Origin of the sequence: Streptomyces sp. NPDC088246, from assembly GCF_044741025.1 — a bacterium.
GTDB lineage: Bacteria > Actinomycetota > Actinomycetes > Streptomycetales > Streptomycetaceae > Streptomyces.
Genome location: NZ_JBIURV010000011.1, coordinates 84,737 through 108,552 on the forward strand (window position 1 = coordinate 84,737; position 23,816 = coordinate 108,552).

The window sequence follows — 23,816 nt, forward strand, 5'->3', positions numbered from 1 at the left end:
GGCGACGTCCACTGCCGTCGAGGCCGACGCCCCCGCCGAGCCGGTGGTCGCACCCACCGCCGAGACCGAGCCGGAACCGGTCACCGCCGAGGCCGAGCCGGAACCGGTGGCCGCGCCCGCCACCAAGGTCGAGCCGAAGCCCGAGCCCGCCGCCGTCGAGCCGAAGCCCGAGCCCGCCGCCGTCGAGGCCCCCGCCGAGGTCGAGCCGAAGGCCGAAATCCCGGCCGGCACGGCCCCCGAAGCGACCCCGACCCCCGAGCCCGCCCTCCCCCTCGCCCAGGTCGAGTCCCACGCGCCCGTGCTCGTCGACTCGTACAAGGCCGCCCAGGCCGGGCTGGAGGCGCACCGGCTGACCGGGCTGCGCGCCACCGTCTACCTGGTCCTCGACCGCTCCGGCTCCATGCGGCCGTTCTACAAGGACGGCAGCGCCCAGCACCTGGGCGACCGCACCCTGGCCCTCGCCGCCCACCTGGACGAGAACGCCACCGTCCCCGTCGTCTTCTTCTCGACCGACATCGACGGCACCGGCACGGTCGACCTCACGTCGCACGAGGGCCGGATCGACGAGCTGAACGCGGGCCTGGGCCGCCTCGGCCGTACGAACTACCACCGCGCCGTCGAAGAGGTAGTCGCGCACTACGAGAAGTCGGAGGCCACCGGCCCCGCCCTGGTGATCTTCCAGACGGACGGCCCGCCGGACGCCAAGCAGCCCGCCAAGCAGGCGCTGGCCGAGGCGGCGCGGCTGCCGCTGTTCTTCCAGTTCGTCGCGTTCGGCGACGAGGACGCGAAGGGCTTCGACTTCCTGCGGAAGCTGGACGTCCCGAACGCCGGGTTCTTCCACGCGGGCCCCGCCCCCCGCGAGGTCGCGGACACCACGTTCTACCGCGAGGTCCTCGCCGCCCTCCCCGCCTGGATCACGGCCCGCGAAGCTGCGGCCGAGAACTGATCCACCGGCAGACGTACGGTCACGGCGAGCCCGCCCTCGGGGCCCGGCACCGCCGTGACCGTACCGCCGTGCGCCACAGCGATAGAACGAACGATCGAGAGACCGAGCCCCGATCCGCGCCCCATCCGGTCCTTGCCCTCGCCGCGCCGGAACGGCTCGAACAGCCCGGGGATGTCCGCCGCGTCCACCACCGGCCCGGTGTTGCGCACCTCCAGCAGCACCCCGTCGCCCGCCGTCACCAGGGACACCTCCACCGTCCCGTCGGGCACGTTGTACGTGACGGCGTTGGCCAGCAGATTCGCCACCAGCTGGGCGAGCAGCAGCCGGTTCCCCCGTACCGCACAGGGCCCGGCATCGACCTTCGCTCCCGGGTGCCGGGACACCTCCTCCGCCACCACCTGGGCAAGGTCCACCGCTTCCCGCTCGCCCGCGGCGAGCCCGCGCTCGCTGCGCGCCAGGACCAGCAGCCCTTCGATGAGCCGCTCGCTGCGCCGGTTGTTGTCCAGGAGCGTCTGCCGGGTCCGTACGAGATCCTCCTGGGACGGATCGTCGAGGCCGATCTGGATCGCGGCCCGCTGGGTGGCGAGCGGCGTCCGCAGCTCGTGCGAGGCGTTGGCGATGAACCGCCGCTGGCTGTCGAACGCCTTCTCCAGCCGGGCCAGCAGCGCGTCGAGCGTGTCGCCGAGCTCCTTCAGTTCGTCGTCGGGGCCGCTGGACGCGATCCGTTCGTGCAGGGTGTGCTCGGAGAGCCGGCGCGCCTTCGCGGTCATGGCGTGGACGGGCCGCAGGACCCGCCCCGCGGTCCACCACCCCACGCCGACCGCGCAGGCCGTCATGACGAGCAGCGAGGCCGCGGACCACACGAGCAGCTGATGACCGGCCGCGTCGCTGACGTCGTCGGTGAGGTCGTAGACGGTGGGCGGCCCGAGGCTGCGCCGGGTGATGAGAGGGCCGTTCACCGCGTATCCGGGCTGGACGACCACGGCCGTGCGGGCGATGGCGCGCGCCTGGGAGTCCGTACCCGCGCGGGCGGCAAGGTTGACGGTGGTGAGCATCGCCGTCCCGAGCACCAGGAACACCCCGCCGTACACGAGCGCGATCCTCGTCCGGATCGTGGAGTGCTGGACGTGCGGAACGCGCAACAGGCGCTTCACAGGGCGTACCCCACACCCTGCACCGTACGGATCAGGGCCGGTTCCCCGAGCTTCCCGCGCAGCTTGCTCATACAGACGCGGACCGCGCCGGTGAACGGATCGGCGTTGGCGTCCCAGGCCCGCTCCAGCAGCTCCTCCGCGCTGACGGTCCCGCCGTCGGCCTCCAGCAGCAATTGCAGCACCGAGAACTCCTTCGGCGAGAGATCCAGCTCCCGCCCCTCCCGGGAAGCGGTGCGCCGTACGGTGTCGAGCCGGATGCCGTGGCGTTCCAGCTGCGGCGGTACGGGGCGGGCGCTGCGCCGCCGCAGCGCCCGTACCCGCGACACCAGCTCGGGGAACTCGAACGGCTTGCCCAGATAGTCGTCGGCGCCGAGGTCGAGGCCGGCGACCCGGTCCTCCATGGAACCGGCGGCGGTGAGCATCAGGATCCTGGTCCGCGAGCCGGAGGCGACCAGCCCCCGCGCCACGTCGTCGCCGTGCACCCGCGGCAGGTCGCGGTCGAGGACGACGACGTCGTAGTCGTGCAGCCCCAGGTAGGCGAGGGCGGCGTCGCCGCTGTACACCGTGTCGACGGCGAACCCCGCCCGCCGCAGCCCGGTAGCGACCAGCTCCGCCAGGATCTCCTCGTCCTCGGCGACCAGTACCCGCATCGTGATGTCCCCTGCCTCGTGCATGCGTGTCCACTCCCTCCCAGGATGCGTCTTTGTTACGGGAAGGAATGTTTCGCAAAGGTCTCCGCGCACTGGGCCCGGTTTATCGGTGTGAGTTGATCTTCCGCAGGCCGTTAGGATTTCGACCATGGCGGCCACTGGATCCGAGAAGCAGGGGGCGACGGCGTACTACGTCTCGACCCCCATCTACTACGTCAACGACGCTCCTCACCTGGGCCACGCCTACACGACCGTCGCAGGCGACGTGCTCACGCGCTGGCACCGCCAGCGCGGCGAGAAGGTGTGGTACCTCACCGGCACGGACGAGCACGGTCAGAAGATCATGCGCACTGCCGAGGCGAACAACGTCACTCCGCAGGAGTGGTGCGACAAGCTCGTCGAGGAGGCATGGAAGCCCCTCTGGGAGCACCTGAACATCGCGAACGACGACTTCATCCGTACGACGGAGAAGCGGCACACCGACCGGGTGCAGGAGTTCGTGCAGGACCTGTACGACAAGGGCGAGATCTACAAGGGCGGCTACGAGGGCCCGTACTGCGTGGGCTGCGAGGAGTACAAGCTCCCCGGCGACCTCATCGAGGACGAGAACGGCGTCAAGCTGTGCCCGATCCACAAGACGCCGGTGGAGATCCTCAAGGAGGAGAACTACTTCTTCAAGCTGAGCGCGTACGGCCCGAAGCTGATGGAGTTCTACGCGAACAACCCGGGCTTCATCCAGCCCGAGTCCGCCCGCAACGAGGTCGTGAACTTCGTCAAGCAGGGCCTGCAGGACCTCTCCATCTCCCGCTCGACCTTCGACTGGGGCGTCCCGGTGCCGTGGGACGAGAAGCACGTCATCTACGTGTGGGTCGACGCCCTGCTCAACTACGCCACGGCGGTCGGCTACGGCGCCAACCAGGAGAAGTTCGACGGAACCTTCCCCGCCGACGTCCACCTGGTCGGCAAGGACATCCTCCGCTTCCACGCGGTGATCTGGCCCGCGATGCTGATGGCGCAGGGTCTGCCGCTGCCGGGCCGGGTCGCGGCCAACGGCTGGCTGATGGTCGGCGGCGAGAAGATGTCGAAGTCGAACCTGACGGGCATCAAGCCGCAGGACCTGACCTCCCACTTCGGCGTGGACGCGTACCGCTGGTACTTCCTGCGCGCCATCGCGTTCGGCAGCGACGGCTCGTTCTCCTGGGAGGACTTCTCCGCCCGCTACACCTCCGAGCTCGCCAACGACTACGGCAACCTCGCCTCGCGTGTCGCCGCCATGGTCGGCAAGTACTTCGGCGGGGCGCTCCCGGAGGCCACCGCCGCGGGCGACGCCGAGAAGGCGGTCCAGGAGGGGCTGGCGAAGGCCGTCGCCACGGCCGACCGGAAGATCGGCGAGGAGCTGGACTTCCAGGCCGGCATCCTGGCGGTCTTCGACTTCGTGAAGCAGGTCAACGGCTACATCACGGAGCAGGAGCCCTGGAAGGTCGCCAAGGACACCTCCCCCGAGGGCCAGGCCCGCCTCGCGACGATCCTCTACACGGCCGCCGAGTCACTGCGCGGTGTCGCGGTCCTGCTGAACGCCGTGATGCCGGAGACCTCCCAGAAGCTGTGGGACTCCCTCGGCGCCGAGGCGTCCCTGGGCGCGCTGTCCGACCAGCGCGTGCAGGACGCGGGCACCTGGGGCCGGCTCCCGGTGGGCGCAACGGTGACGAAGGGCGCGGTGCTCTTCCCCCGCCTGGAGGAGAAGCCGGCGTAAGCCGGCGCACGTACGCACGGCAAGGGCCGGGACCGCACGATCGGTCCCGGCCCTTCGCCGTGCTCTGCCGCCTTGGGGTCAGCGGACCCAGTTCTTCAGTGGCTCGGTGTCCAGTGCGATGCCCACCGGGTCGGGCAGTTCGACGGTCTTCCCGTACGGAACCGTCACCACCTGCTCGTACCGCACGCCGTCGGGCTGCGAGTGCACCTTGACCTCGCAGGTGCCGCGGTCGATGAGCAGGTAGACGGGAATGCCCGTCTCGGCGTACGCACGCGGCTTCTCGACGCGGTCCCGGCGGTCGGTGTCCTCGTCGTACGAGGTGACCTCGACGACCATCAGGACGCCGTCGGGGCTGGCCCACTCGCCCTGGCCGACAAAGTTTTCGAGCGGGGCGAGTGCACCGTCCGGGCGCGCGTTGCCCTTGCGGTACGTCTCGATGTGCAGTCCCTGTTCGGCGAAGAGCCAATTACCCCGGCCCGACTGCATGCAGATCTGCGTCAGCCAGGCGATGATCCGCCCGTGATCCCCGTCCGGCGCAGCCTTGACCCCCAGCTTCCCGTTCACGAACTCCAGACGCAGTGCCTCTTCGGCGCGTATGGCGTGACGGGCAAGGTCCTCGAAGACCTCCTGGGTCAGCACACCCTCCTCGACCACACTCATCACTGCCTTCTGAAGGAAACGGGCTCCCTTCAGCGTACGGGCCCGACGCCGGGCCGTACGCGGGATTCACCGCTCCAGCCCCTGTGCGTCCCCCATCACGACGACCGGCTTCTTCGCCGGGTCGAGGAGTCGCAGCAGTTCCCTCATCCGGTCCTCGGGGAGCGAGATGCAGCCCTGGGTCGGGCCGTCGTGGTCCACATGGATCCAGATGCCGCCGCCCCGCTCCTGGCCGAGCGGACGCTTCTGGTCCAGGGGTGAGGCGCCGGGGATCCGGTTGTAGTCGATGGCGATGACATAGTCGAAAGAACCCTCCAGCGACTCCCCGTCGAGCCCCTCGCCACTCACCGCGAACGCCGGGCTCTGGTTGTACGGGAGCATGGTCCCCGGGGGATCGAGCAGGCCGCCCGCGGACGTCAGTCCGTAGACACCGGTCGGGGTGCGGAGGTCGTCCTCCCAGTGCTCGTCCGTCCAGCCGTTCAGGGCGTTGCGGGCCGGCCAGCGTTCCGTGGCCGCGCGCCAGCCCTGGGCGGGGCCGTCGCGGGTGTACAGGACCGCGGTGGACAGGCTGGAGTCGTAGGCGTCGCCGGTGACGACGAGTGCCTGCCGCGAATCGGCCGGGATCGCGAACCTGGTCCTCGGTCCCAGCGCGGGGATCTCGCGGGGGCTGATGCGCGGCGCGTACGGACCGGGGGCGGCCCGTCCCCGCACGCCGTCGGCCTGGGGACCCGCGACACCGGCGGAGATCGTGGCGCCTACCCGGACATCGCGGGTTCCCGTGGCAGTATGGGTGATGTTGTCGCAGGCGGTGAGCAGCAGAATCGCGGCGGCACACGTTCCGGCGCAGACGGCGTACGGGGGACGCCGGGCAGCCGACGGACGGAACACGGACACAGGTACTCCTCAGCGTCGTGGGCGAAGGCAGCACGGGCGAGCTCCCCGTCACGCCTCGTCCCGCTGAACCCAGTTAACGCCGCGACACGCGAGCGCGAATCCGCACGAGGGCCATACGGCTGTACCGCCCGCCGGGCACGCCCGCGGAAAGAGCCCGGACCCGTTTCGTGAGTGTAGGTTCCGGTCCCTTCATCTCCGCGGGGGTACGCAGATCTGAGGGCAGGTCAGAGATCCGTGCCGTCGTGCGTCTCGTCCGGGTCCACGCCCATCGTGATCGAGCCGACGACGCCACGCGCCATGTGGTGCTTGCGGTACGAGAGCTTCATCAGTCCGCCCGTGACCCCACTCCGGTCGTAGATGGTGTCCTCGGTGAGGGTCGTTCGGGTGGTGGTGCTGGTCGAGTACGGCTCGACCTCCGCCGAGTCCAGGACCGCGGACTCCGCGAAGAAGAACTGCCCGGTGTGGCAGGTGTGTCCGCCCTCGTACCCGGCATCGTTGGGAGTGGCGTGTGTGCCGCCTGTGCGTTGCTGTGGAGGGTGGCCACGACGCAAAACAGCCCCTGACCGGCGGCCAGGGGCTGTTTCACGTGGAACAGAAGCGGAACCGCTGACGCTTACTTCGCGCCGGTGTCCCTAGCTACCGAGTCCTTGGCCTCGGCCTTCTCCTTCGCCGGCGCGGCGGGCTTGCGGAGCTGGATGTTTAGCTCGCGCAGGCGGGACTCGTCCAGCTCCGTCGGGGCGCCCATCATCAGGTCCTGGGCGTTGCCGTTGAGCGGGAAGGCGATCGTCTCGCGGATGTTGGGCTCGTCGGCCAGGAGCATCACGATGCGGTCGACGCCCGGGGCGATGCCGCCGTGCGGCGGAGCGCCGAGGCGGAAGGCGCGGAGCATGCCCGCGAACTCGTGCTCGACGGTCTCGCGGTCGTAGCCGGCGATCTCGAAGGCCTTGAGCATCACGTCGGGCTCGTGGTTGCGGATGGCGCCGGAGGACAGCTCGATGCCGTTGCAGACGATGTCGTACTGCCAGGCGAGGATGTCGAGGGGGTCCTTCTCCTCCAGGTCCTTCATGCCGCCCTGGGGCATCGAGAAGGGGTTGTGGGAGAAGTCGATCTTCCCGGTGTCCTCGTCCTTCTCGTACATCGGGAAGTCGACGACCCAGCAGAACCGGAAGACGCCCTCCTCGAAGTGGCCGGCGCGCTTGGCGGCCTCGACGCGGACGGCGGACATGATCTTCGAGACCTCGTCGAACTCGCCCGCGCCGAAGAAGACCGCGTGGCCGGGGACGAGGGACAGACGCTCGGTGAGGGTCTTGATGTCGGTCTCGGTCAGGAACTTGGCGATCGGACCGGCAAGGGTTCCGTCCTCGCCGACGCGGACCCAGGCCAGGCCCTTGGCGCCGTGCTGGACGGCGTAGTCGCCGAGGCCGTCGAAGAACTTCCGGGACTGGCCCGCGGTGTCCGGGACCGGGAGGGCGCGGACGTGCTTGCCGGCGAACGCCTTGAACTCCGAGTCGGCGAAGATGTCGGAGATGTCGACCAGTTCCAGCTTGGCACGCAGGTCCGGCTTGTCGTTGCCGTACTTCAGCATCGCCTCGCGGAACGGGATGCGCGGGAACGGCGAGGTGACGTGGCGGCCGTTGCCGAACTCCTCGAAGAGCTCGGTCATCAGCTTCTCGATCGGCCGGAAGACGTCTTCCTGCTCGACGAACGACAGCTCGACGTCGAGCTGGTAGAACTCGCCGGGCGAACGGTCGGCGCGGGCGTCCTCGTCGCGGAAGCACGGCGCGATCTGGAAGTAGCGGTCGAAGCCGGAGATCATCAGCAGCTGCTTGAACTGCTGCGGGGCCTGGGGCAGGGCGTAGAACTTGCCCGGGTTCAGGCGGGACGGGACGACGAAGTCACGGGCGCCCTCGGGGGACGTCGCGGTGAGGATCGGGGTCGCCATCTCGTTGAAGCCGAGGGCCACCATCTTGGCGCGGATGGAGGCGATGACGGCCGAGCGCAGCATGATGTTGCGGTGCATGCGCTCGCGGCGCAGGTCGAGGAAGCGGTACTCCAGGCGCCGCTCCTCGTTGACCCCGTCCTCGGCGTTGATCGTGAAGGGCAGCGGGGCGGCCTCGCCCAGCACCTCGACCTCGGTGACCTCGATCTCGATCTCGCCGGTGGGGAGCTCCGGGTTGACGTTGTCGGCGCCGCGCGCGGAGACCTTGCCGTCGATCCGTACGACGGTCTCCTTGGTGAGCTTCGCCAGGGCCTCGTTGCCGGGGGTGCCGGGACGGGCGACGAGCTGCACCAGACCGTAGTGGTCGCGCAGATCGATGAAGAGGATGCCGCCCAGGTCTCGGCGATTGTGCAGCCAGCCGCTCAGCCGGACGTCGGTGCCGACGTCAGAGGCGCGGAGCTCGCCGCAGGTGTGGGACCTGTACCGATGCATTCTCGTTCATCCAGTCTTCGCGGTTCGGGGTGGATTCAGCCTCCCCAGGCTACCGCCCGGACCCGCACCAAATCATTGACATTGACATTTCAAGATCATCCGAAGCGCGACGGGCGGGTGGTGGACCGTGTCCGGCCGGGCCCTGGACGGCATTCCTCGGTGGCGTCCACGGAGGAGATCTTCTTAAATTGGGGCAATGCGCACCGAGGACGTCCTGGCCGCGACCGCGACCGGCCTGTGGCGCTGGGACAACGGAACCGGGACCGTCACGCTCGACGCGGAGGCGGCCCGGCTGCTCGAGCTGCCCGCCGCTGCCGGTGTCTTCCGTGAGTCCGCGGTGCGTTCCCGTTTTCATCCGGTCGACTGGAACGAGATCTACGGGGTGGTGAATCTCGCAGTCGCCGAGGGCACCCTCGCCGAGGCCCGGCTGCGGATCGTGGACGAAGACGGCCGGGTGCTGCGTACCGTACGCAGCCGTTCCAAGCCGCTCCCACCCGAGGAGCCGGGCAGCACGGCCTATGTGCTGGTCGGCACCCTTCAGGAGGTCGCCGAGCCACAGCCCGGCACCACCGGGGCGCACACCCCCATCACCGGTGACTGGCGCCGCTCCCGCGAGGCGTTCCTGCTGGACGCGGGCCGGGCGCTGGCCGAGGCCCGGTCGACCGAGGAGGTGCTGCGGGTCGCCGCCTCGCTCTCCATGCCCGGATTCTCGCCGGACGGCCTGGCGGTCTTCGGCATCGCGGGCGAACGGCTGACGATCATCGGGCACCATGGGCACCGGCTGGGCGACGAGGGCCCGTTCGACGACATGCCGCTGGAGACCGACTATCCGGCCGCCGAGGTCGTACGGACGGGGCGGGCCATCTATCTGCCCTCCCCCGAGGACTACAGCCGCCGCTACCCGGCCACCTGGTCGCTCGCCGGCCGTTTCGGGCACCGCTCCTGGGCCTTTCTGCCGCTGATCGTGGCGGGGCGCACCATGGGCGCCTGGATGGCGGGGTTCCGGCACCCGGTGTCGTTCTCACCGGACGAGCGGTCCGTACTGACGACCGTGGCCCGGATGCTCGCCCAGGCGCTGACCCGGGCCGGGGTCGCCGAGACCGAGCGGGAGCTGTCGCTGGGGCTGCAGCGCTCGATGATGCCCTCCCTCGGCCCCGACATCCCGGGGATGGAGGTCGCCGCCCGCTACATCCCGACCGGCGGCGGGCTCCAGGTCGGCGGCGACTGGTACGACAAGATTCCGCTCCCCAACGGCCGTATCGCCCTCGTCATCGGTGACGTCCAGGGCCACGATGTGCGCGCCGCGGGCCTGATGGGGCAGTTGCGGATCGCCCTGCGCGCGTACGCCGCCGAGGGGCACCGCCCGGATGCGGTGCTCTCCCGTGCGTCGCGGTTCCTCTCCGGGCTCACCGATGCGTACGAGGACGGGGAGGAGACCGGGCCGCGCTTCGCGACCTGTCTGTACGCGGAGGCCGACCCGGAGACCGGCGTCCTCGACATCGCGCGGGCCGGCCACCCCGATCCGGTGGTGATCACCGCCGACGGGACCGCGATGATCCGCCGGACCGAGGGCGGGCTGCCGCTAGGCGTCGAGGCGGACGCCGACTATCCGACGACCCGGCTCACCCTGGAGGCCGGAGAAACGATCATGCTCTGTACCGACGGGCTGATCGAGACCGGCGGCCATGACATGTGGACCGGCTGGGTCCGGCTGCGGCCGGTCCTGGAACGGGACACGTCCGATCTGGAGAAGCTCGCCGACGCCCTCGTCGAGGCCGTGCACGGGCCGACGTCGCACTACACCACCGGGCCGCTGGCGGACCGCCGGGAGGACGACATCGCGTTGCTGCTGCTGAGGCGCGACGGTGGGGCGCCGAGGGAGACGGCGCCGAGGCGCACCGCGCTGACCATCGCCCAGGCCGAGCCGGCGCGGGTCGCGGCGGCCCGGCAGCAGCTGCGGGAGCTGCTGCATGACTGGGCAGATCCGGAGCAGGTCGACGCGGCGGTGCTGATGATCTCCGAGATGGCCACCAATGTCCTCGTCCACACGGACGGGGACGCGCTGATGGTCGCCCAGGCGACGGGGGAGCACGGTGAGCGGCGGCTGCGGGTGGAGGTGGCCGACGGCAGCGACGAGCTGCCGCACAGGCGGCGGCCCGGGGAGATGGCTTCCAGCGGACGGGGGCTGCTGCTGATGGAGATGCTCGCCGATGCGTGGGGAGTGGATCCGCGGGGGGCGGGGAAGTCGATCTGGTTCGAGCTGTACGAGTCGGGGGCAGGGGAATGAACCGGGTCGTCGGGTTCGCGCCTCGCGCGTGGACGGTTGCGTCCTCAAGCGCCGGACGGGCTGGAACGCTCTCCGCGCAGTTCGCCGAGGATGCCGAAGGCCGCCGCGCAGGCCGGTACCGCGAGCAGCATGCCCAGCAGGCCCGCCACGCTGGCGCCCGCGGTGATCGCGATCATGATGGTGGCGGGGTGCATCTGGACCGTACGGCTCTGGATCATCGGCTGGAGCACATGGCCCTCCAGCACCTGTACGGCGAGCACGACCCCCAGCGCCCACAGTGCGATCACGATTCCCCGGTCGGCGAGCGCGACCAGGATCGCGACCGCACCGGAGAGGAACGCCCCGAGGTAGGGGATGTAGGCGCCGACGAAGACCAGCGCACCGAGCCCCACCGCGCCCGGCACCCGCAGGATCAGCAGACCGGCCGTGATGCAGACGGCGTCGATCAGCGCGATGAACGTGGTGCCGCGCATGAAGCCCTGGACGGCTTCGAACGCCCGCCGCCCCATGGCCTCGACCAGGTCCCCGGTACCGCGCGGGGCGACGGAGTGGGCGAGCTGCACGGCCTTGTCGGAGTCGCGCAGGAAGAAGAAGGTCAGCAGGAGGGCGAGGACGCTGGTCGCGATCAGCGAGCCGATCAGGCTGATCCCGGACAGGATTCCGCCCGCGGCGCTCGCACCGAACTTCTCGACGAGCTTCTGTGCGTTGGCGACGAGGTCGTCCACATTGGTGTTCTTGCTGATCCCGAAGTGATCGATGATCCACTGCCCGGCGTCCTTCAGCGACCGGATGATCTGGTCGCCGGTGTCGACGAGCGCGGTGACGACGATGTATCCGGCGCCGCCGACCACCGCGACGAGCAGGGCGCAGGTGAGCCCCGCGGCCAGCGAGCGGTTCATCCCGCGGGCGGTCAGCCGGCGGTGGACCGGGCCGAGCAGCGCCGTACCGAGCAGCGCGAGCAGAACGGGGGTGACCGCGGTCTTGAAGATGATGCACAGCCAGACCGCGACGGCGGCGACCCCGGTGACGAGGAGAACGACACCGCACCAGGCGGCTGTGCGCCGCGCGCCTTCGGGCAGGAGGGGATTTGGGGTCTGCACCCTCCCACCCGATCACGGCGCAGGTGTGATGTCCACTCCGTCCGCGGGTGTCACATTCCGTGGACGGCGGGCACCGTACCGAGGCGACCGGCCTGGAAGTCCTCGAAGGCCTGCTTCAGTTCGGCCTGACTGTTCATCACGAACGGCCCGTAGTGCGCCATCGGCTCGCGGATCGGACGGCCGCCGAGCAGGACGACCTCCAGGTCCGGGGCGTTGCCGTCCTGCTTCTCGTCCGCGCGGACGGTCAGCGAGGAACCGGCGCCGAAGACCGCGGTCTGCCCCATGTGGACGGGGCGGCGCTCCGCACCGACGGTGCCGCGCCCGGCGAGCACGTACGCGAGTCCGTTGAAGTCCTCGCGCCACGGCAGGGTCACCTCGGCGCCGGGGCGGACGGTGGCGTGGATCATCGTGATCGGGGTGTGGGTGATGCCGGGGCCCTCGTGCCCGTCGAGCTCACCGGCGATGACGCGGAGCAGCGCGCCGCCGTCCGGGGAGGCGAGGAGCTGGACCTGGCCGCCGCGGATGTCCTGGTAGCGGGGGGCCATCATCTTGTCGGCCTTGGGCAGGTTCACCCAGAGCTGGAGGCCGTGGAAGAGACCGCCCGACATCACGAGGGACTCCGGCGGGGCCTCGATGTGGAGGAGGCCGGACCCGGCGGTCATCCACTGGGTGTCGCCGTTGCGGATGGTCCCGCCGCCACCGTTGGAGTCCTGGTGGACGAAGGTTCCGTCGATCAGGTACGTGACGGTCTCGAAGCCGCGGTGCGGGTGCCAGGGGGTGCCCTTCGGCTCTCCGGCCGCGTACTCCACCTCGCCCATCTGGTCCATCATGATGAACGGGTCGAGGTACTTGTAGTTGATCCCGGCGAACGCACGGCGAACCGGGAAGCCCTCGCCCTCGAATCCGCTCGGCGCCGTGGTGACGGCGAGCACGGGACGGGCCGTGGCGTCGCCCGAGGCGGCGACCTTGGGCAGGGTCAGTGGGTTTTCGACGGTCACTGCGGGCATGGGAGCCACCTCCGGGATTGTCCTGAGCTCAATTTAGTTGAATGGTGAACATCCTGCAAGGCGTCGTTCATTCCCGCACCGCCCACGACAACGAGAAGGGGCCCGTACCGACAGGTACGGGCCCCTTCCGGAGGACTCGGACGTCAGCCGTACATACGGCGCATCGCGAAGTCGACCATCTGTTCCACGGCCTTGGCGTCGAAGACCATCCGGTGCTCACCCTCCATGTCGAGGACGAAGCCGTAGCCGGTCGGCAGCAGGTCGATCACCTCGGCCCCGGTGATCACGAAGTACTTGGACTCCTTGCCCGCGTACAGCCGCAACTCCTTGAGCGTGGTGAACATCGGGATCACCGGCTGCTGAGTGTTGTGCAGCGCGAGGAATCCGGGGTTGTCACCGCGCGGGCAGTAGACCTTCGACGTCGCGAAGATCTGCTGGAAGTCCTCGGCGGACAGCGAGCCGGTGGTGAAGGCCCGTACCGCATCCCCCAGGGACGGCGGCGAAGGCTCGGGATACAGCGGCTGCTCGCCGTAGCCGCCACCCATCTGCTGCTGTGCGCCCGGGTTCTGGTCGTAGCCGTACATACCGCAAAGAGTAATCGGACACATCAGGACCTTGAGGGGTTGCGTCTTATTACTGGCGGGTAGCATCATCGGAGAGGTCAGCTGATATACGCACCGCCAGCTCGTCGCCCGCCCGGCCCACACCCCTTCCCGGGGTGCTGCATGCCACTGCTATTGATTACGGAGCCTTCCCATGGGGCACTACAAGTCGAATCTCCGCGACATCGAGTTCAACCTCTTCGAGGTGCTCGGGCGCGACAAGACGTACGGCACCGGCCCGTTCGCCGAGATGGACGTCGAGACGGCGAAGAGCATCCTCGACGAGGTCGCCCGCCTCGCGGAGAACGAGCTGGCCGAATCCTTCGCCGACGCCGACCGCAACCCGCCGGTCTTCGACCCGGAGACCAACACCGCGCCGGTACCGGAGAGTTTCAAGAAGTCGTACCAGGCGTTCATGGACTCCGAGTACTGGCGTCTGGGCCTGCCCGAGGAGATCGGCGGCACCACCTCCCCGCGCTCCCTGATCTGGTCCTACGCGGAGCTGCTGCTCGGATCGAACCCGGCCGTCTGGATGTACTCCTCGGGCCCGGCGTTCGCCGGCATCCTCTTCGACGAGGGCAACGAGGCGCAGAAGAAGATCGCCGAGATCGCCGTCGAGAAGCAGTGGGGCTCGACGATGGTGCTGACCGAGCCGGACGCCGGTTCGGACGTCGGCGCGGGCCGCACGAAGGCCGTCGAGCAGGAGGACGGCTCCTGGCACATCGAGGGTGTGAAGCGCTTCATCACCTCGGGCGAGCACGACATGTCCGAGAACATCATCCACTACGTGCTGGCCCGCCCCGAGGGCGCAGGTCCGGGCACGAAGGGCCTCTCGCTCTTCATGGTCCCGAAGTTCCACTTCGACTGGACCACCGGCGAGCTGGGCGAGCGCAACGGCGTGTACGCGACGAACGTCGAGCACAAGATGGGCCTCAAGGCCTCCAACACCTGCGAAATGACGTTCGGCGACCAGCACCCTGCCAAGGGCTGGCTGATCGGTGACAAGCACGACGGCATCCGCCAGATGTTCCGCATCATCGAGTTCGCCCGCATGATGGTCGGCACGAAGGCCATCGCGACCCTGTCGACCGGCTACCTGAACGCGCTGGAGTACGCCAAGGAGCGCGTCCAGGGCACGGACCTGTCGCAGTTCATGGACAAGGCCGCCCCCAAGGTCACCATCACGCACCACCCCGATGTGCGCCGCGCGCTCATGACGCAGAAGGCGTACGCGGAGGGCATGCGCTCCCTCGTGCTGTACACCGCCTCCGTCCAGGACGCGATCCAGGAGAAGGAGGCCGCGGGCGAGGACGCGAAGGCGCTGCACGGCCTCAACGACCTGCTGCTCCCGATCGTGAAGGGCTACGGCTCCGAGAAGTCGTACGAGCAGCTGGCGCAGTCGCTCCAGACGTTCGGCGGCTCCGGGTACCTCCAGGAGTACCCGATCGAGCAGTACATCCGTGACGCCAAGATCGACACGCTGTACGAGGGCACGACGGCGATCCAGGGCCAGGACTTCTTCTTCCGGAAGATCGTCCGCGACCAGGGTGCCTCGCTCAATGCCCTCTCCGAGGAGATCAAGAAGTTCCTCGCGGGTGCCCAGGGCAACGAGGAACTGTCCGGTGCGCTGGACTCGCTCGCCAAGGCGGCCGTGGACCTGGAGGCGATCGTCGGCACGATGATCACCGACCTCACGGCGACCGGCGAGGACGTCAAGAACATCTACAAGGTGGGCCTCAACACCACCCGCCTGCTGATGGCCTCCGGCGATGTCGTCGTCGGCTACCTGCTGCTGAAGGGCGCGGCCGTGGCGGCCGAGAAGCTGCCGGCCGCCTCCGCGAAGGATGTCGCCTTCTACCAGGGCAAGATCGCCGCCGCGAAGTTCTTCGCCGCGAACATCCTGCCGGGCGTCTCCGCCGAGCGCGCACTCGCCGAGTCCGTCGACAACTCGCTGATGGAGCTGGACGAGGCCGCGTTCTAGGCCTTCTCCGCCCGAGATCGTGAACACGCACCGTCACCCGGACACGCTTTCGGGTGGCGGTGCTGTCGTATCAGCTGGGTACGCCGAGTGCACGGGCGAGAATCCCGCCCGTGGGAGGAACCATCACCGGCGAGGCACTGCCCGAAGCGTTGCAGCCGCGGCGCGACGCCTCCAAGTGGCCGGTCCCGCCGCCGGACGGCTACACCGCGACCGCGACACCAAGCCGCACAAGTACGCGGGCGCAGGCATCGAGCACTTCTGGCTCGTCGAAATGGCCGGCGAGAACGACCGGCCCGTGGTCCGGACATACACACTCGACCCGGTCGACAAGACATACGTCTCCACCGGCGTCCACCACGACCGGCTGAAGCTCTCCGCCCCGTACGACATCGACCTGACCGCCACCGACAAGCTGTAGTCCTGGTGGCCCGGAACGGCGAGAAGCCCCCCGCGACACTCCCCGGACATTGAGCGGGCGCCGGCCGCGGGACGACGGTGAAACCTCCCGGTCCGGCCTCGTTACAGTGAAGAACATGAGTTCCTCCCTCCGCTTCGACCGCGGTCACACCGACGATCTGATGGCCTTCCTGATGGCCTCCCCCTCCCCGTACCACGCCGTGGCCACCGCGGCCGAGCGGCTGGAGAAGGCCGGATTCCGACAGGTCGAGGAGACCGCGGCCTGGGACGGCACCAGCGGGGGGAAGTACGTCCTGCGCGGCGGTGCGATCGTGGCCTGGTACGTGCCGGAGGGCGCCGCGGCGCACACTCCGTACCGGATCGTCGGGGCGCACACCGACTCGCCGAATCTGCGGGTCAAGCCGCTGCCCGACACCGGGGCGTACGGCTGGCGGCAGATCGCCGTGGAGATCTACGGCGGGACGCTCCTCAACACCTGGCTCGACCGGGACCTCGGTCTCGCCGGCCGGATCTCGCTGCGCGACGGCACGCACCGGCTGGTGAACATCGACCGGCCGCTCCTGCGCGTACCGCAACTGGCCGTGCATCTGGACCGTTCCGCCAACCCCGACGGCCTGAAGCTCGACCGGCAGAAGCACATGCAGCCGATCTGGGGGCTCGGGGACGTCGAGGAGGGCGACCTGATCCGCTTCGTCGCCGAGGAGTCGGGCGTCGACGCCGAGGACGTGACCGGCTGGGACCTGATGCCGCACCCCGTCGAGCCGCCCGCCTACCTGGGCCGGGACCGTGAGCTGCTGGCCGGGCCCAGGATGGACAACCTGCTCTCCGTGCACTCCGCGACCGCCGCGCTCGCCGCCGTCGCCGGGCAGCCGGACGCCGAACTTCCGTACATCCCGGTCATGGCCGCCTTCGACCACGAGGAGAACGGCTCGCAGTCCGACACCGGCGCCGACGGACCGCTGCTCGGCACGGTCCTGGAACGCTCGGTGTTCGCCCGCGGCGGTACGTACGAGGACCGTGCCCGCGCCTTCGCCGGGACCGTCTGTCTCTCCTCGGACACCGGTCACGCGATCCACCCCAACTACGCCGAGCGCCACGACCCGACCCACCACCCGGTGGTCAACGGCGGACCGATCCTCAAGGTCAACGTCAATATGCGGTACGCGACCGACGGCAGCGGCCGGGCCGTTTTCGCGGCCGCGTGCCAGAAGGCGGACGTGCCGTGGCAGACGTTCGTCTCCAACAACTCGATGCCGTGCGGCACCACGATCGGCCCGATCACCGCCGCCCGGCACGGCATTCAGACCGTGGACGTCGGCGTCGCGATCCTGTCCATGCACAGCGCCCGTGAACTGTGCGGCGCGGACGACCCGTATCTGCTGGCCAACGCGATGACGGCGTTCCTGGCCGGCTGAGTCTCCCCCGCCCCGACCGCAGCCCCGGGCATGGTCGTTGCCGGGCCGGGTACGCGATCCGTACACCGGCCCGGAACCACCGGGCCGTCGAGGCGGCGGGATTCATGGGACTCGGAGGGTGCGTCATCCTCATCGGTGCCGGGGCGATACCGGCCTTCGCCACCGACGGGAAGATGGACACCGTCAACGTCGGCCTGGCCGGCTGGATCATGATGACCGTCGGCATCATCGGGGTCTTCGTCCACGCGAGCACCGCGCGGCGTCGCCGGATGGTCGTGCCGCCCAGCACCACTGTCGTGTCCGGGGACGAGCGCCGCCACCCCTGACCCACGGCGCCGGTCAGCTCGCGCCCCGCCGACCGGGCGTGACCCGTCGTCGGCCCCTCGGAACCCCCGATATTCTGGGACTTGTCCCGAGCCCCACCTCGGGCGCATCCCGCCCGGAAGGGGAGACACTCGTGGAGTTCCGGTTGCTCGGCACCGTCTCCGTCGACACACTCACCGGGCCGCTGCCACTCGGCCCCGCCAAACGCCGCAGCCTGCTCGCCGCGCTCCTGCTGTCCGCCAACACACCGGTCTCCATCGCCCGGTTGACGGACTGCCTGTGGGACGACACACCGCCGCTGCACGCCCGTGGCGTCATCCAGGGGCATGTGTCCCGGCTGCGCGCGCTCCTGGTGGGCGCGGACGCGGAGGCGTACGGGGTGGAGCTGGTCACCCTCGGCGACGCGTATCTGCTGCGGGTACCGGAAACCCTGCTGGACTCCCAGAGGTTCGAGGAACTGCTGATGCTGGCGCGGGAGCAGCGCAGCCCCGCCGACTCCGTACTGATGCTCAAGGATGCCCTGTCACTGTGGCAGGGACCGGCGCTCAACGGCGCGTTCGCCGGTCCGCCGCTCCAGGCGGCCGCGCACTCGCTGGAGGAGTCACGACTGGCGACGGTCGAGCAACTGGCGCTCGCCTATACGGTGTTGGGGGAGCACAGCCGGGCGGCTTCGGTGCTACGGGCGGAAGCGGTTGCGCATCCTATGCGGGAGTCGCTGGCGGCGGCCTTGATGACGGCGCTGTACCGGGCGGGTCGTCAGTCGGAGGCACTGGACTGGTTCCACCGCACGAGGCGGCTGCTCGCCGATGAGCTGGGGGTCGATCCGGGGCACGAGCTCGCCGACGCGTACGCGCTGATCCTGCGCGGCGACCCCGGGCCGGACGCCGGACGGGACACCGCACCGGAAGCCCGACGGAACACGGCCGACGGCCCGGCAGCGCCGCTGCGCGGTCCGGTCCGGCCACGCATCGGCAGTGGCGCGGGCGGCGGGAGCGGTCACGGCAACGGCACGGGCATCGCCAACGGCAGCGGGGCTGTGTCCGTGGCCCGTCCGGTGGCCGAGCGTCGGGCCGGGCCGGATACGGGGGCCGAACCGGCCGACCGACCGTGCCACTTGATCAGCGGCACGGGGGACGGGGCGGGAGCCGGTGCGGACTCCGCCCCCGGCCGCCTGCCGTCTCCCCGTCCGCTCCCCCCGCCGCCCCTCGTCGGCGAGCCGCACCCCACCGATCTGCTGCCCCGTGCACCCCGCGGCTTCCACGGGCGGGGCGCCGAACTGGCCGCGCTCACCCGGGCCGCGGCCGGCGAGGCGCCCGTCTGCCTGGTCACCGGACCGGCCGGCGTGGGAAAGACCGCGCTGGCCGTCCAGTGGGCGCACCGCAACCCCGCCGCCTTCCCGGACGGACGGCTCTTCGCCGATCTGCGCGGATTCAGTGACACCGGTGAGCCCGCGCTCATCGAGGTGCTGCGTGAGTTCCTGCTGTCGCTCGGCGTCGCGCCGCGCCGCGTCCCCGAGTCCGTCCCCGCCGCAGCGGCGCTCTTCCGTTCCCTGACCGACCGGCGCCGGCTGCTCGTCGTCCTCGACAACGCCCGCGACTCCGCGACGGTCAGGCCACTGCTGCCGGGCGGTACCGACTGCGTCACGCTGGTCACCAGCCGGTACCGGCTGGAAGGCCTCATCGCCTCGGACGCGGCCCGTCCCGTTCCGCTCGACATACTCGAACCGCAGGACAGCACGGCCCTGCTGGCCGGTGTCCTCGGCGAGGAACGGGTTTTCGCCGAACCGGTGGCGGCCCGCCGGCTCGCCGGGCTCTGCGGAGGCCTGCCGCTCGCCCTGCGGGTCACCGCTGCCCGGCTGGCGGGGCGTCCGCAGTGGACGCTGGCAGGACTGGCCGACGAACTGGCCGACGAGCGCAGCCGGCTGACGTACCTCGACGTGGACGACACCGGTGTCTCGGCCGCGCTGCGGCTGACCGTGCAGCAGCTGCCGCCGGACGCCGTCCACCAGTTCGCCCGGCTCGGCCACCACCCCGGCAGCCATTTCGACCCGTACACGGCCGCCGCACTCGCCGGTACGGACCCGGTCGTCGCGGCAGCGGCGCTGGAACGGCTGGCCACCGCCCACCTCGTCACCGAGACGGCGCCCGGGCGCTGGGTGCTGCACGATCTGGTACGCCTCTACGCCCGCGGTCTGGACCCCGCGTCCGGGTCCGAGGCCCTCGTCGGTGTCCTCGACCACTACATCGCCACCGCGCTCGCCGCCGCCGACACGGCCGAACCCGGCGGCGAGCCCTGCTTCGTCCTGCCGGACGACCACCACCGCCCCGCCGCTACAAGAGATTTCACCGACCGGGCGGCGGCGATGCGCTGGCTGGCCACCGAACGCGACGACCTGGCCCTGGCCGCCGTCGCGGCCCGGGCCGCCGGGCTCGACGACCGGGCCTGGCGGATCATCCTGCTCCAGTGGCCGCAGGTGGTGTGGCGGGTACGGGACAACTGGGCCCCGCTGCTGGAACTGGCGCTGGACTCCGCCCGCACCGAGAGCGATCCGTACGCCGAGTCGCGGGTGATCAATCTGCTGGGCTGGGTGCTGACCGCGGAGGGCAGGACCGCCGAGGCCGTCACCCTGCTGGAACGCTCGCCCGGCCTCGCCCGGCAGGCCGGTGACCGGCTCGGCGAGGCGACCGCGCTGATCAACCTGGCCGTCGTACACGCCGAACAGGGCGGGCTCGACCTGGCGCTGGAGGGCTGCGAACGGGCCGTCGGCCTGGCCCGCGAGGAATCCGACGCGCACACCGAGATGCTCGCCCTGCAGCACCTCGCCCGGATGCAGCTCACCGCCGGCCGCCCGCAGGACGCCCTGCACTCCGCCCGGACGGCGCTCGACCTCGGGCCCGAGCACGAGGAGGTCACACGCCGGGTTCTGCTGCTGACCACCAGCGGCGAGGCCCGTCTGGCGCTCGGCGAGGAGAGCGAAGGCATCCGGCTGCTGGACCGGGCGGCCGAGGAGGCGGAGCGCGCCGATTACGACGAGGGAGCAGTACGGGCCCTCGAAGCGTTGCTGCGGGTGACGGCGGGGTCGGAGTACCGCGAGCGGTACGAACAGGCGGTCCGGCGGCTCGCCGACGAAGGGTGAGCCGCGCCCCCCGCGCAGCGACGTGAGAGTGAGGGGCGGGGGCGTCAGCCGGACGTTAGCGGGACGGCAGCAGAACATGAGCGGCGGACCCCAGACTCATGAATGTCAGCAGGTCAGAGGCGCTCGCCAGATGACCCGGCGTTCGCCTCACCGTCACACTCGGGGGAATTTCCATGAGTACGCTCCGCAACCGCACCACCGTCCTTGCCGCCGCGACCACCGCTGTGCTCGCCCTGGCCCTCACCGCCTGCGGCGGCGACGATTCCGGCACGAAGTCCGCCGGCCCGGCGAGCGACGCCGCAGCGGCTGCCGCCTCGACGGACGCCACCGACGCGACGACCACGGGCACCGCGAAGACCGGCGGTGCCGGGCAGAACACCGGAGCCACGAAGACGGGCACCTCTAAGACCGGCACGTCCAACGGCAGCGCCAAGACGGGCGGCGACACCAGCGACAGCTACGCCTACAAGCACCCGTGCAAGAGCGGGGACCTGTCGGTGCGCGTGTACCCCCGTGAGGGCTCGGCCACCCAGCAGGTGATCGAGGTCAACAACGTCGGCGCGAACTCCTGCGGCCTGAGCTACTTCCCGCGGGTCAGCCTGGGCGCCGCGAAGGCCTCGGACCACAGCTCCGACATCCAGCCGACCGTTCCCGGCGGCCTGGGCGGCGCACCCGCGTACCCGGTCAAGCCCAAGACGGCCGCCATCGCCGTGATCGACCTCAACCCGAGCGGTGCGAACGGCCTGACCTGGATCGACGAGATGAACGTGCTCGCCGACGGCGACCACATGCCCAACGCGGAGACGCAGAACTTCGAGCTCGGCCCCGATGTGAAGGTGCGCGACCCGAAGCTCGGCCTGTACCGGAGCACGGTCGCCGAAGCCGTGAGCTCCATGAAGCAGGCGGGCACCTCCTGACCCGCTGAGAGCCTGTCGGGTGATCTCCGATCGGATAGCGGACGCGGTCTGGTGCGTGCGATTCCAAGGCGGAGGAGGGAGTCGACGCGAAGGGGGTCCCCCCATGCCTTCGGCTATGGGGGAGTCGGTGACTGACGACAACGCGGGAAGCGTGCGTGCCAGGGCGTGGCCGCCCGGTCGGAGGTCACCCGACAGGCTCTGAGCCGGGCCGTACGACGAGCCCCGCGGGACGTGGCCCCTACCCCGCCGCACACACCTCACCCGGCGCAGAAGGCCCTCCGTGTCCGGGGCTCCGCGCGCCGTCAGGCCTGCTCGTCCATCCCTGCCAGCACCAGCGGCAGCCGGGGCGTTCCTTCCGCGGTCACGCGGACGGGGACGCCCCAGTCCTGTTGGTGGACATGGCAGGCCGGGTACTCGTTCGCCGGGTCGTCGTCGCAGGACGCCGCCATCGCGGACACGTGCAGGACCCCCTCGGTGACACCGTCGGCCAGCACCAGGTCGCGGAAGAGATCGGTGCCCGGACCTGAGCCCTCCGCCAGCAGCTCGGGCGGGGTCGACGAGACCAGCAGGCGGGTCGAGGGACCGTACCGGGTGTCCAGCTTCTGCCCGGCGGGCGCCTGGAAGACCACATCGAGCCGGAGCGTGCCCGGGGTGATCTCGGTGGCCGCGCGCTGCGTGTGGTGTGCCTGGCCGGCGACGCGTACGGCCTCCTCCGGGAGCCGCAGCCGGGTCAGCCGGTGCCGGGCGGACTCGACGACGACGAGATCGCCGTCGGCCAGCACGGCGTCGCTGGGCTCGCGCAGATCCGTGGCCAGGGTGGTGACCTCACCGCTCGCGGGGTCGTAGCGCCGCAGCGCGTGGTTGTACGTGTCGCACACGGCGACGGACCCGTCGGGCAGCGCGGTCACGCCCAGCGGATGCTGGAACAGGGCCTGATCTGCGGCACCGTCGCGGTGTCCGAAGTCGAAGAGGCCGGTGCCGACGGCCGTACGGACGGCAAAGCCGGTGCCGTCGCGCTCGACGTACCGCAGGGCGGACGTCTCCGAGTCGGCGACCCACAGTCGCTCCCCGTCGGCCGACGTGGCGAGCCCCGATGGCTGGGCGAACCAGGCCTCGTCGGCCGGCCCGTCGACCAGGCCCTCATTGGTCGTGCCCGCCGCGACCTGCACGGTCTCCGTCGCGGGGTCGTACGTCCACAGCTGGTGCACGCCCGCCATGGCGATCCACAGCCGGTCCGCGAACCAGGCGACGTCCCAGGGGGAGGAGAGATCGACTTCGCGGGCCGGGCCGGTCGTCGGCGAACCCTGCCACCACTGGCGGCCGGTACCGGCGAGGGTCGTCGTCATCCCGGTGCTGAGGTCGAGGGCGCGGATGGCGTGGTTGACGGTGTCGGCGACCGCGATCCGGCCGTCGGGCAGCACGGCCAGCCCCTGCGGCTCGGAGAACCGGACCTCCTCGGGCCCGCCGTCGGCGAACCCCCTGTCCCCCGTACCGACGTGACGGCTGACCGTTTCACCGCCACGTTCGATCTCGACCAGGCGGTGGCGGGTGGTGTCGGAGACGAGGAACCCGCCGTCGGGCAGGAGCAGGGCCTTGCCCGGGAAACGCAGATGCGTGGCGACCGGCTCGGGCGCGACGTAGGGGCCGTCGCCTCGGCGCAGCGTGCCCTTCGCGCCGTGCTCGGCCTCCAGCTCCTCGACCAGCTTCGCGATAGCGTGCGCATGGCCCTCGCCCGCGTGCTGGGCGACGATGTAACCCTCGGGGTCGATGACGACGAGCGTGGGCCAGGCCCGTACGGCGTACTGCTTCCAGGTCGCCAGTTCCGGGTCGTCGAGGACCGGGTGGTGGACCTCGTACCGCTCGACGGCGTCGACAACGGCCTGGTGCTCGGCCTCGTGGACGAACTTCGGCGAGTGCACACCGATGATCACGACGGTGTCGCGGTGCTTCTCCTCCAGCTCGCGCAGCTCATCGAGGACATGCAGACAGTTCACACAGCAGAACGTCCAAAAATCCAGAATGACGACGCGCCCTCGCAGGTCAGCGAGGGTGTACTGCTGGTCGCCGGTATTGAGCCAGCCGCCCTTGCCGACCAGCTCGGGGGCCCTGACGCGCGCACGTGTTGCCATGTCGACAGTCAACATC

At 70.4% G+C, this 23,816-nt stretch carries 17 protein-coding genes and 2 pseudogenes; 9 read left to right on the forward strand and 10 right to left on the reverse strand.

Annotation, left to right across the window (positions count from 1 at the left end):
* Window positions 1–946, forward strand: a 946-nt coding sequence (locus ACIPEK_RS17335; protein ID WP_401996611.1) for a VWA domain-containing protein, incomplete at its 5' end; no start/stop codon positions are given.
* On the opposite strand, the gene ACIPEK_RS17340 is transcribed toward ACIPEK_RS17335, so the two are convergent.
* Window positions 880–2,100 carry a sensor histidine kinase gene (locus ACIPEK_RS17340; protein WP_401996614.1) on the reverse strand — a complete coding sequence of 407 codons (1,221 nt, stop codon included), beginning with the start codon at window positions 2,098–2,100 and terminating at the stop codon, window positions 880–882. The two genes, ACIPEK_RS17335 and ACIPEK_RS17340, sit on opposite strands and share 67 nt — an antisense overlap.
* Window positions 2,097–2,750, reverse strand: a complete 654-nt coding sequence (locus tag ACIPEK_RS17345; protein ID WP_198677111.1) for a response regulator transcription factor — start codon at window positions 2,748–2,750, stop codon at window positions 2,097–2,099. Before ACIPEK_RS17345 ends, ACIPEK_RS17340 begins: the two co-directional genes overlap by 4 nt.
* A gap of 148 nt (window positions 2,751–2,898) precedes the next feature.
* On the opposite strand from ACIPEK_RS17345, the gene metG reads away from it, so the two are divergent.
* Entirely contained in the window at window positions 2,899–4,503 is a 1,605-nt protein-coding gene (metG, locus tag ACIPEK_RS17350) for a methionine--tRNA ligase (protein ID WP_401996617.1), read from the forward strand.
* A 78-nt stretch (window positions 4,504–4,581) separates the two neighbouring features.
* Here the strand turns inward: metG and ACIPEK_RS17355 are convergent, their stop codons facing one another.
* From ACIPEK_RS17355 to aspS, 4 genes and pseudogenes are all read right to left on the reverse strand, one after another.
* Window positions 4,582–5,163 carry a Uma2 family endonuclease gene (locus tag ACIPEK_RS17355; protein ID WP_401996620.1) on the reverse strand — a complete coding sequence of 194 codons (582 nt, stop codon included), beginning with the start codon at window positions 5,161–5,163 and terminating at the stop codon, window positions 4,582–4,584.
* Between the two features lie 66 nt (window positions 5,164–5,229).
* Entirely contained in the window at window positions 5,230–6,054 is an 825-nt protein-coding gene (locus ACIPEK_RS17360; protein ID WP_401996623.1) for a L,D-transpeptidase family protein, read from the reverse strand.
* A gap of 224 nt (window positions 6,055–6,278) precedes the next feature.
* Window positions 6,279–6,548, reverse strand: a pseudogene (locus tag ACIPEK_RS17365) (dioxygenase); the annotation flags it as partial.
* 119 nt (window positions 6,549–6,667) lie between these two features.
* Window positions 6,668–8,485 (reverse strand): aspartate--tRNA ligase, encoded by a 1,818-nt coding sequence (gene aspS, locus ACIPEK_RS17370; protein ID WP_383069866.1) that lies wholly within the window; start codon window positions 8,483–8,485, stop codon window positions 6,668–6,670.
* Between the two features lie 196 nt (window positions 8,486–8,681).
* Here aspS and ACIPEK_RS17375 point away from each other — a divergent pair, with 196 nt between their 5' ends.
* Complete coding sequence (locus ACIPEK_RS17375; protein ID WP_401996627.1) at window positions 8,682–10,772, forward strand: SpoIIE family protein phosphatase; 2,091 nt, start codon at window positions 8,682–8,684, stop codon at window positions 10,770–10,772.
* A gap of 44 nt (window positions 10,773–10,816) precedes the next feature.
* Here ACIPEK_RS17375 and ACIPEK_RS17380 read toward each other — a convergent pair whose 3' ends face one another.
* From ACIPEK_RS17380 to ACIPEK_RS17390, 3 genes are all read right to left on the reverse strand, one after another.
* Window positions 10,817–11,872: an AI-2E family transporter gene (locus ACIPEK_RS17380; protein ID WP_401996630.1), complete on the reverse strand. Its 1,056-nt coding sequence runs from the start codon at window positions 11,870–11,872 to the stop codon at window positions 10,817–10,819.
* 50 nt (window positions 11,873–11,922) lie between these two features.
* Window positions 11,923–12,879 carry a pirin family protein gene (locus tag ACIPEK_RS17385; RefSeq protein ID WP_327274223.1) on the reverse strand — a complete coding sequence of 319 codons (957 nt, stop codon included), beginning with the start codon at window positions 12,877–12,879 and terminating at the stop codon, window positions 11,923–11,925.
* 143 nt (window positions 12,880–13,022) lie between these two features.
* Window positions 13,023–13,463 carry an SseB family protein gene (locus ACIPEK_RS17390; RefSeq protein WP_072487501.1) on the reverse strand — a complete coding sequence of 147 codons (441 nt, stop codon included), beginning with the start codon at window positions 13,461–13,463 and terminating at the stop codon, window positions 13,023–13,025.
* Window positions 13,464–13,635: 172 nt separating this feature from the next.
* Between ACIPEK_RS17390 and ACIPEK_RS17395 the strand changes: the two genes are divergently transcribed.
* The 6 genes and pseudogenes from ACIPEK_RS17395 (at window position 13,636) to ACIPEK_RS17420 (ending at window position 21,671) form a co-directional block, all read left to right on the forward strand.
* Window positions 13,636–15,462: an acyl-CoA dehydrogenase gene (locus ACIPEK_RS17395; protein WP_401996633.1), complete on the forward strand. Its 1,827-nt coding sequence runs from the start codon at window positions 13,636–13,638 to the stop codon at window positions 15,460–15,462.
* A 205-nt stretch (window positions 15,463–15,667) separates the two neighbouring features.
* Window positions 15,668–15,880, forward strand: a pseudogene (locus ACIPEK_RS17400) (Uma2 family endonuclease); the annotation flags it as partial.
* Window positions 15,881–15,995: 115 nt separating this feature from the next.
* A complete protein-coding gene (locus tag ACIPEK_RS17405) occupies window positions 15,996–17,294 on the forward strand; it encodes a M18 family aminopeptidase (protein WP_383069855.1) in 1,299 nt (432 codons plus the stop codon).
* A 104-nt stretch (window positions 17,295–17,398) separates the two neighbouring features.
* The gene (locus tag ACIPEK_RS17410; protein ID WP_401996636.1) at window positions 17,399–17,620 is read left to right on the forward strand and encodes a DUF6458 family protein; all 222 of its coding nucleotides are present in this window, start codon (window positions 17,399–17,401) and stop codon (window positions 17,618–17,620) included.
* A 131-nt stretch (window positions 17,621–17,751) separates the two neighbouring features.
* Window positions 17,752–20,754 (forward strand): BTAD domain-containing putative transcriptional regulator, encoded by a 3,003-nt coding sequence (locus ACIPEK_RS17415; protein ID WP_401996639.1) that lies wholly within the window; start codon window positions 17,752–17,754, stop codon window positions 20,752–20,754.
* 173 nt (window positions 20,755–20,927) lie between these two features.
* The gene (locus ACIPEK_RS17420) at window positions 20,928–21,671 is read left to right on the forward strand and encodes a DUF4232 domain-containing protein (protein ID WP_401996642.1); all 744 of its coding nucleotides are present in this window, start codon (window positions 20,928–20,930) and stop codon (window positions 21,669–21,671) included.
* Between the two features lie 302 nt (window positions 21,672–21,973).
* Here ACIPEK_RS17420 and ACIPEK_RS17425 read toward each other — a convergent pair whose 3' ends face one another.
* Window positions 21,974–23,800 carry an NHL domain-containing thioredoxin family protein gene (locus ACIPEK_RS17425; protein ID WP_401996645.1) on the reverse strand — a complete coding sequence of 609 codons (1,827 nt, stop codon included), beginning with the start codon at window positions 23,798–23,800 and terminating at the stop codon, window positions 21,974–21,976.
* Window positions 23,801–23,816 lie beyond the last annotated feature (16 nt).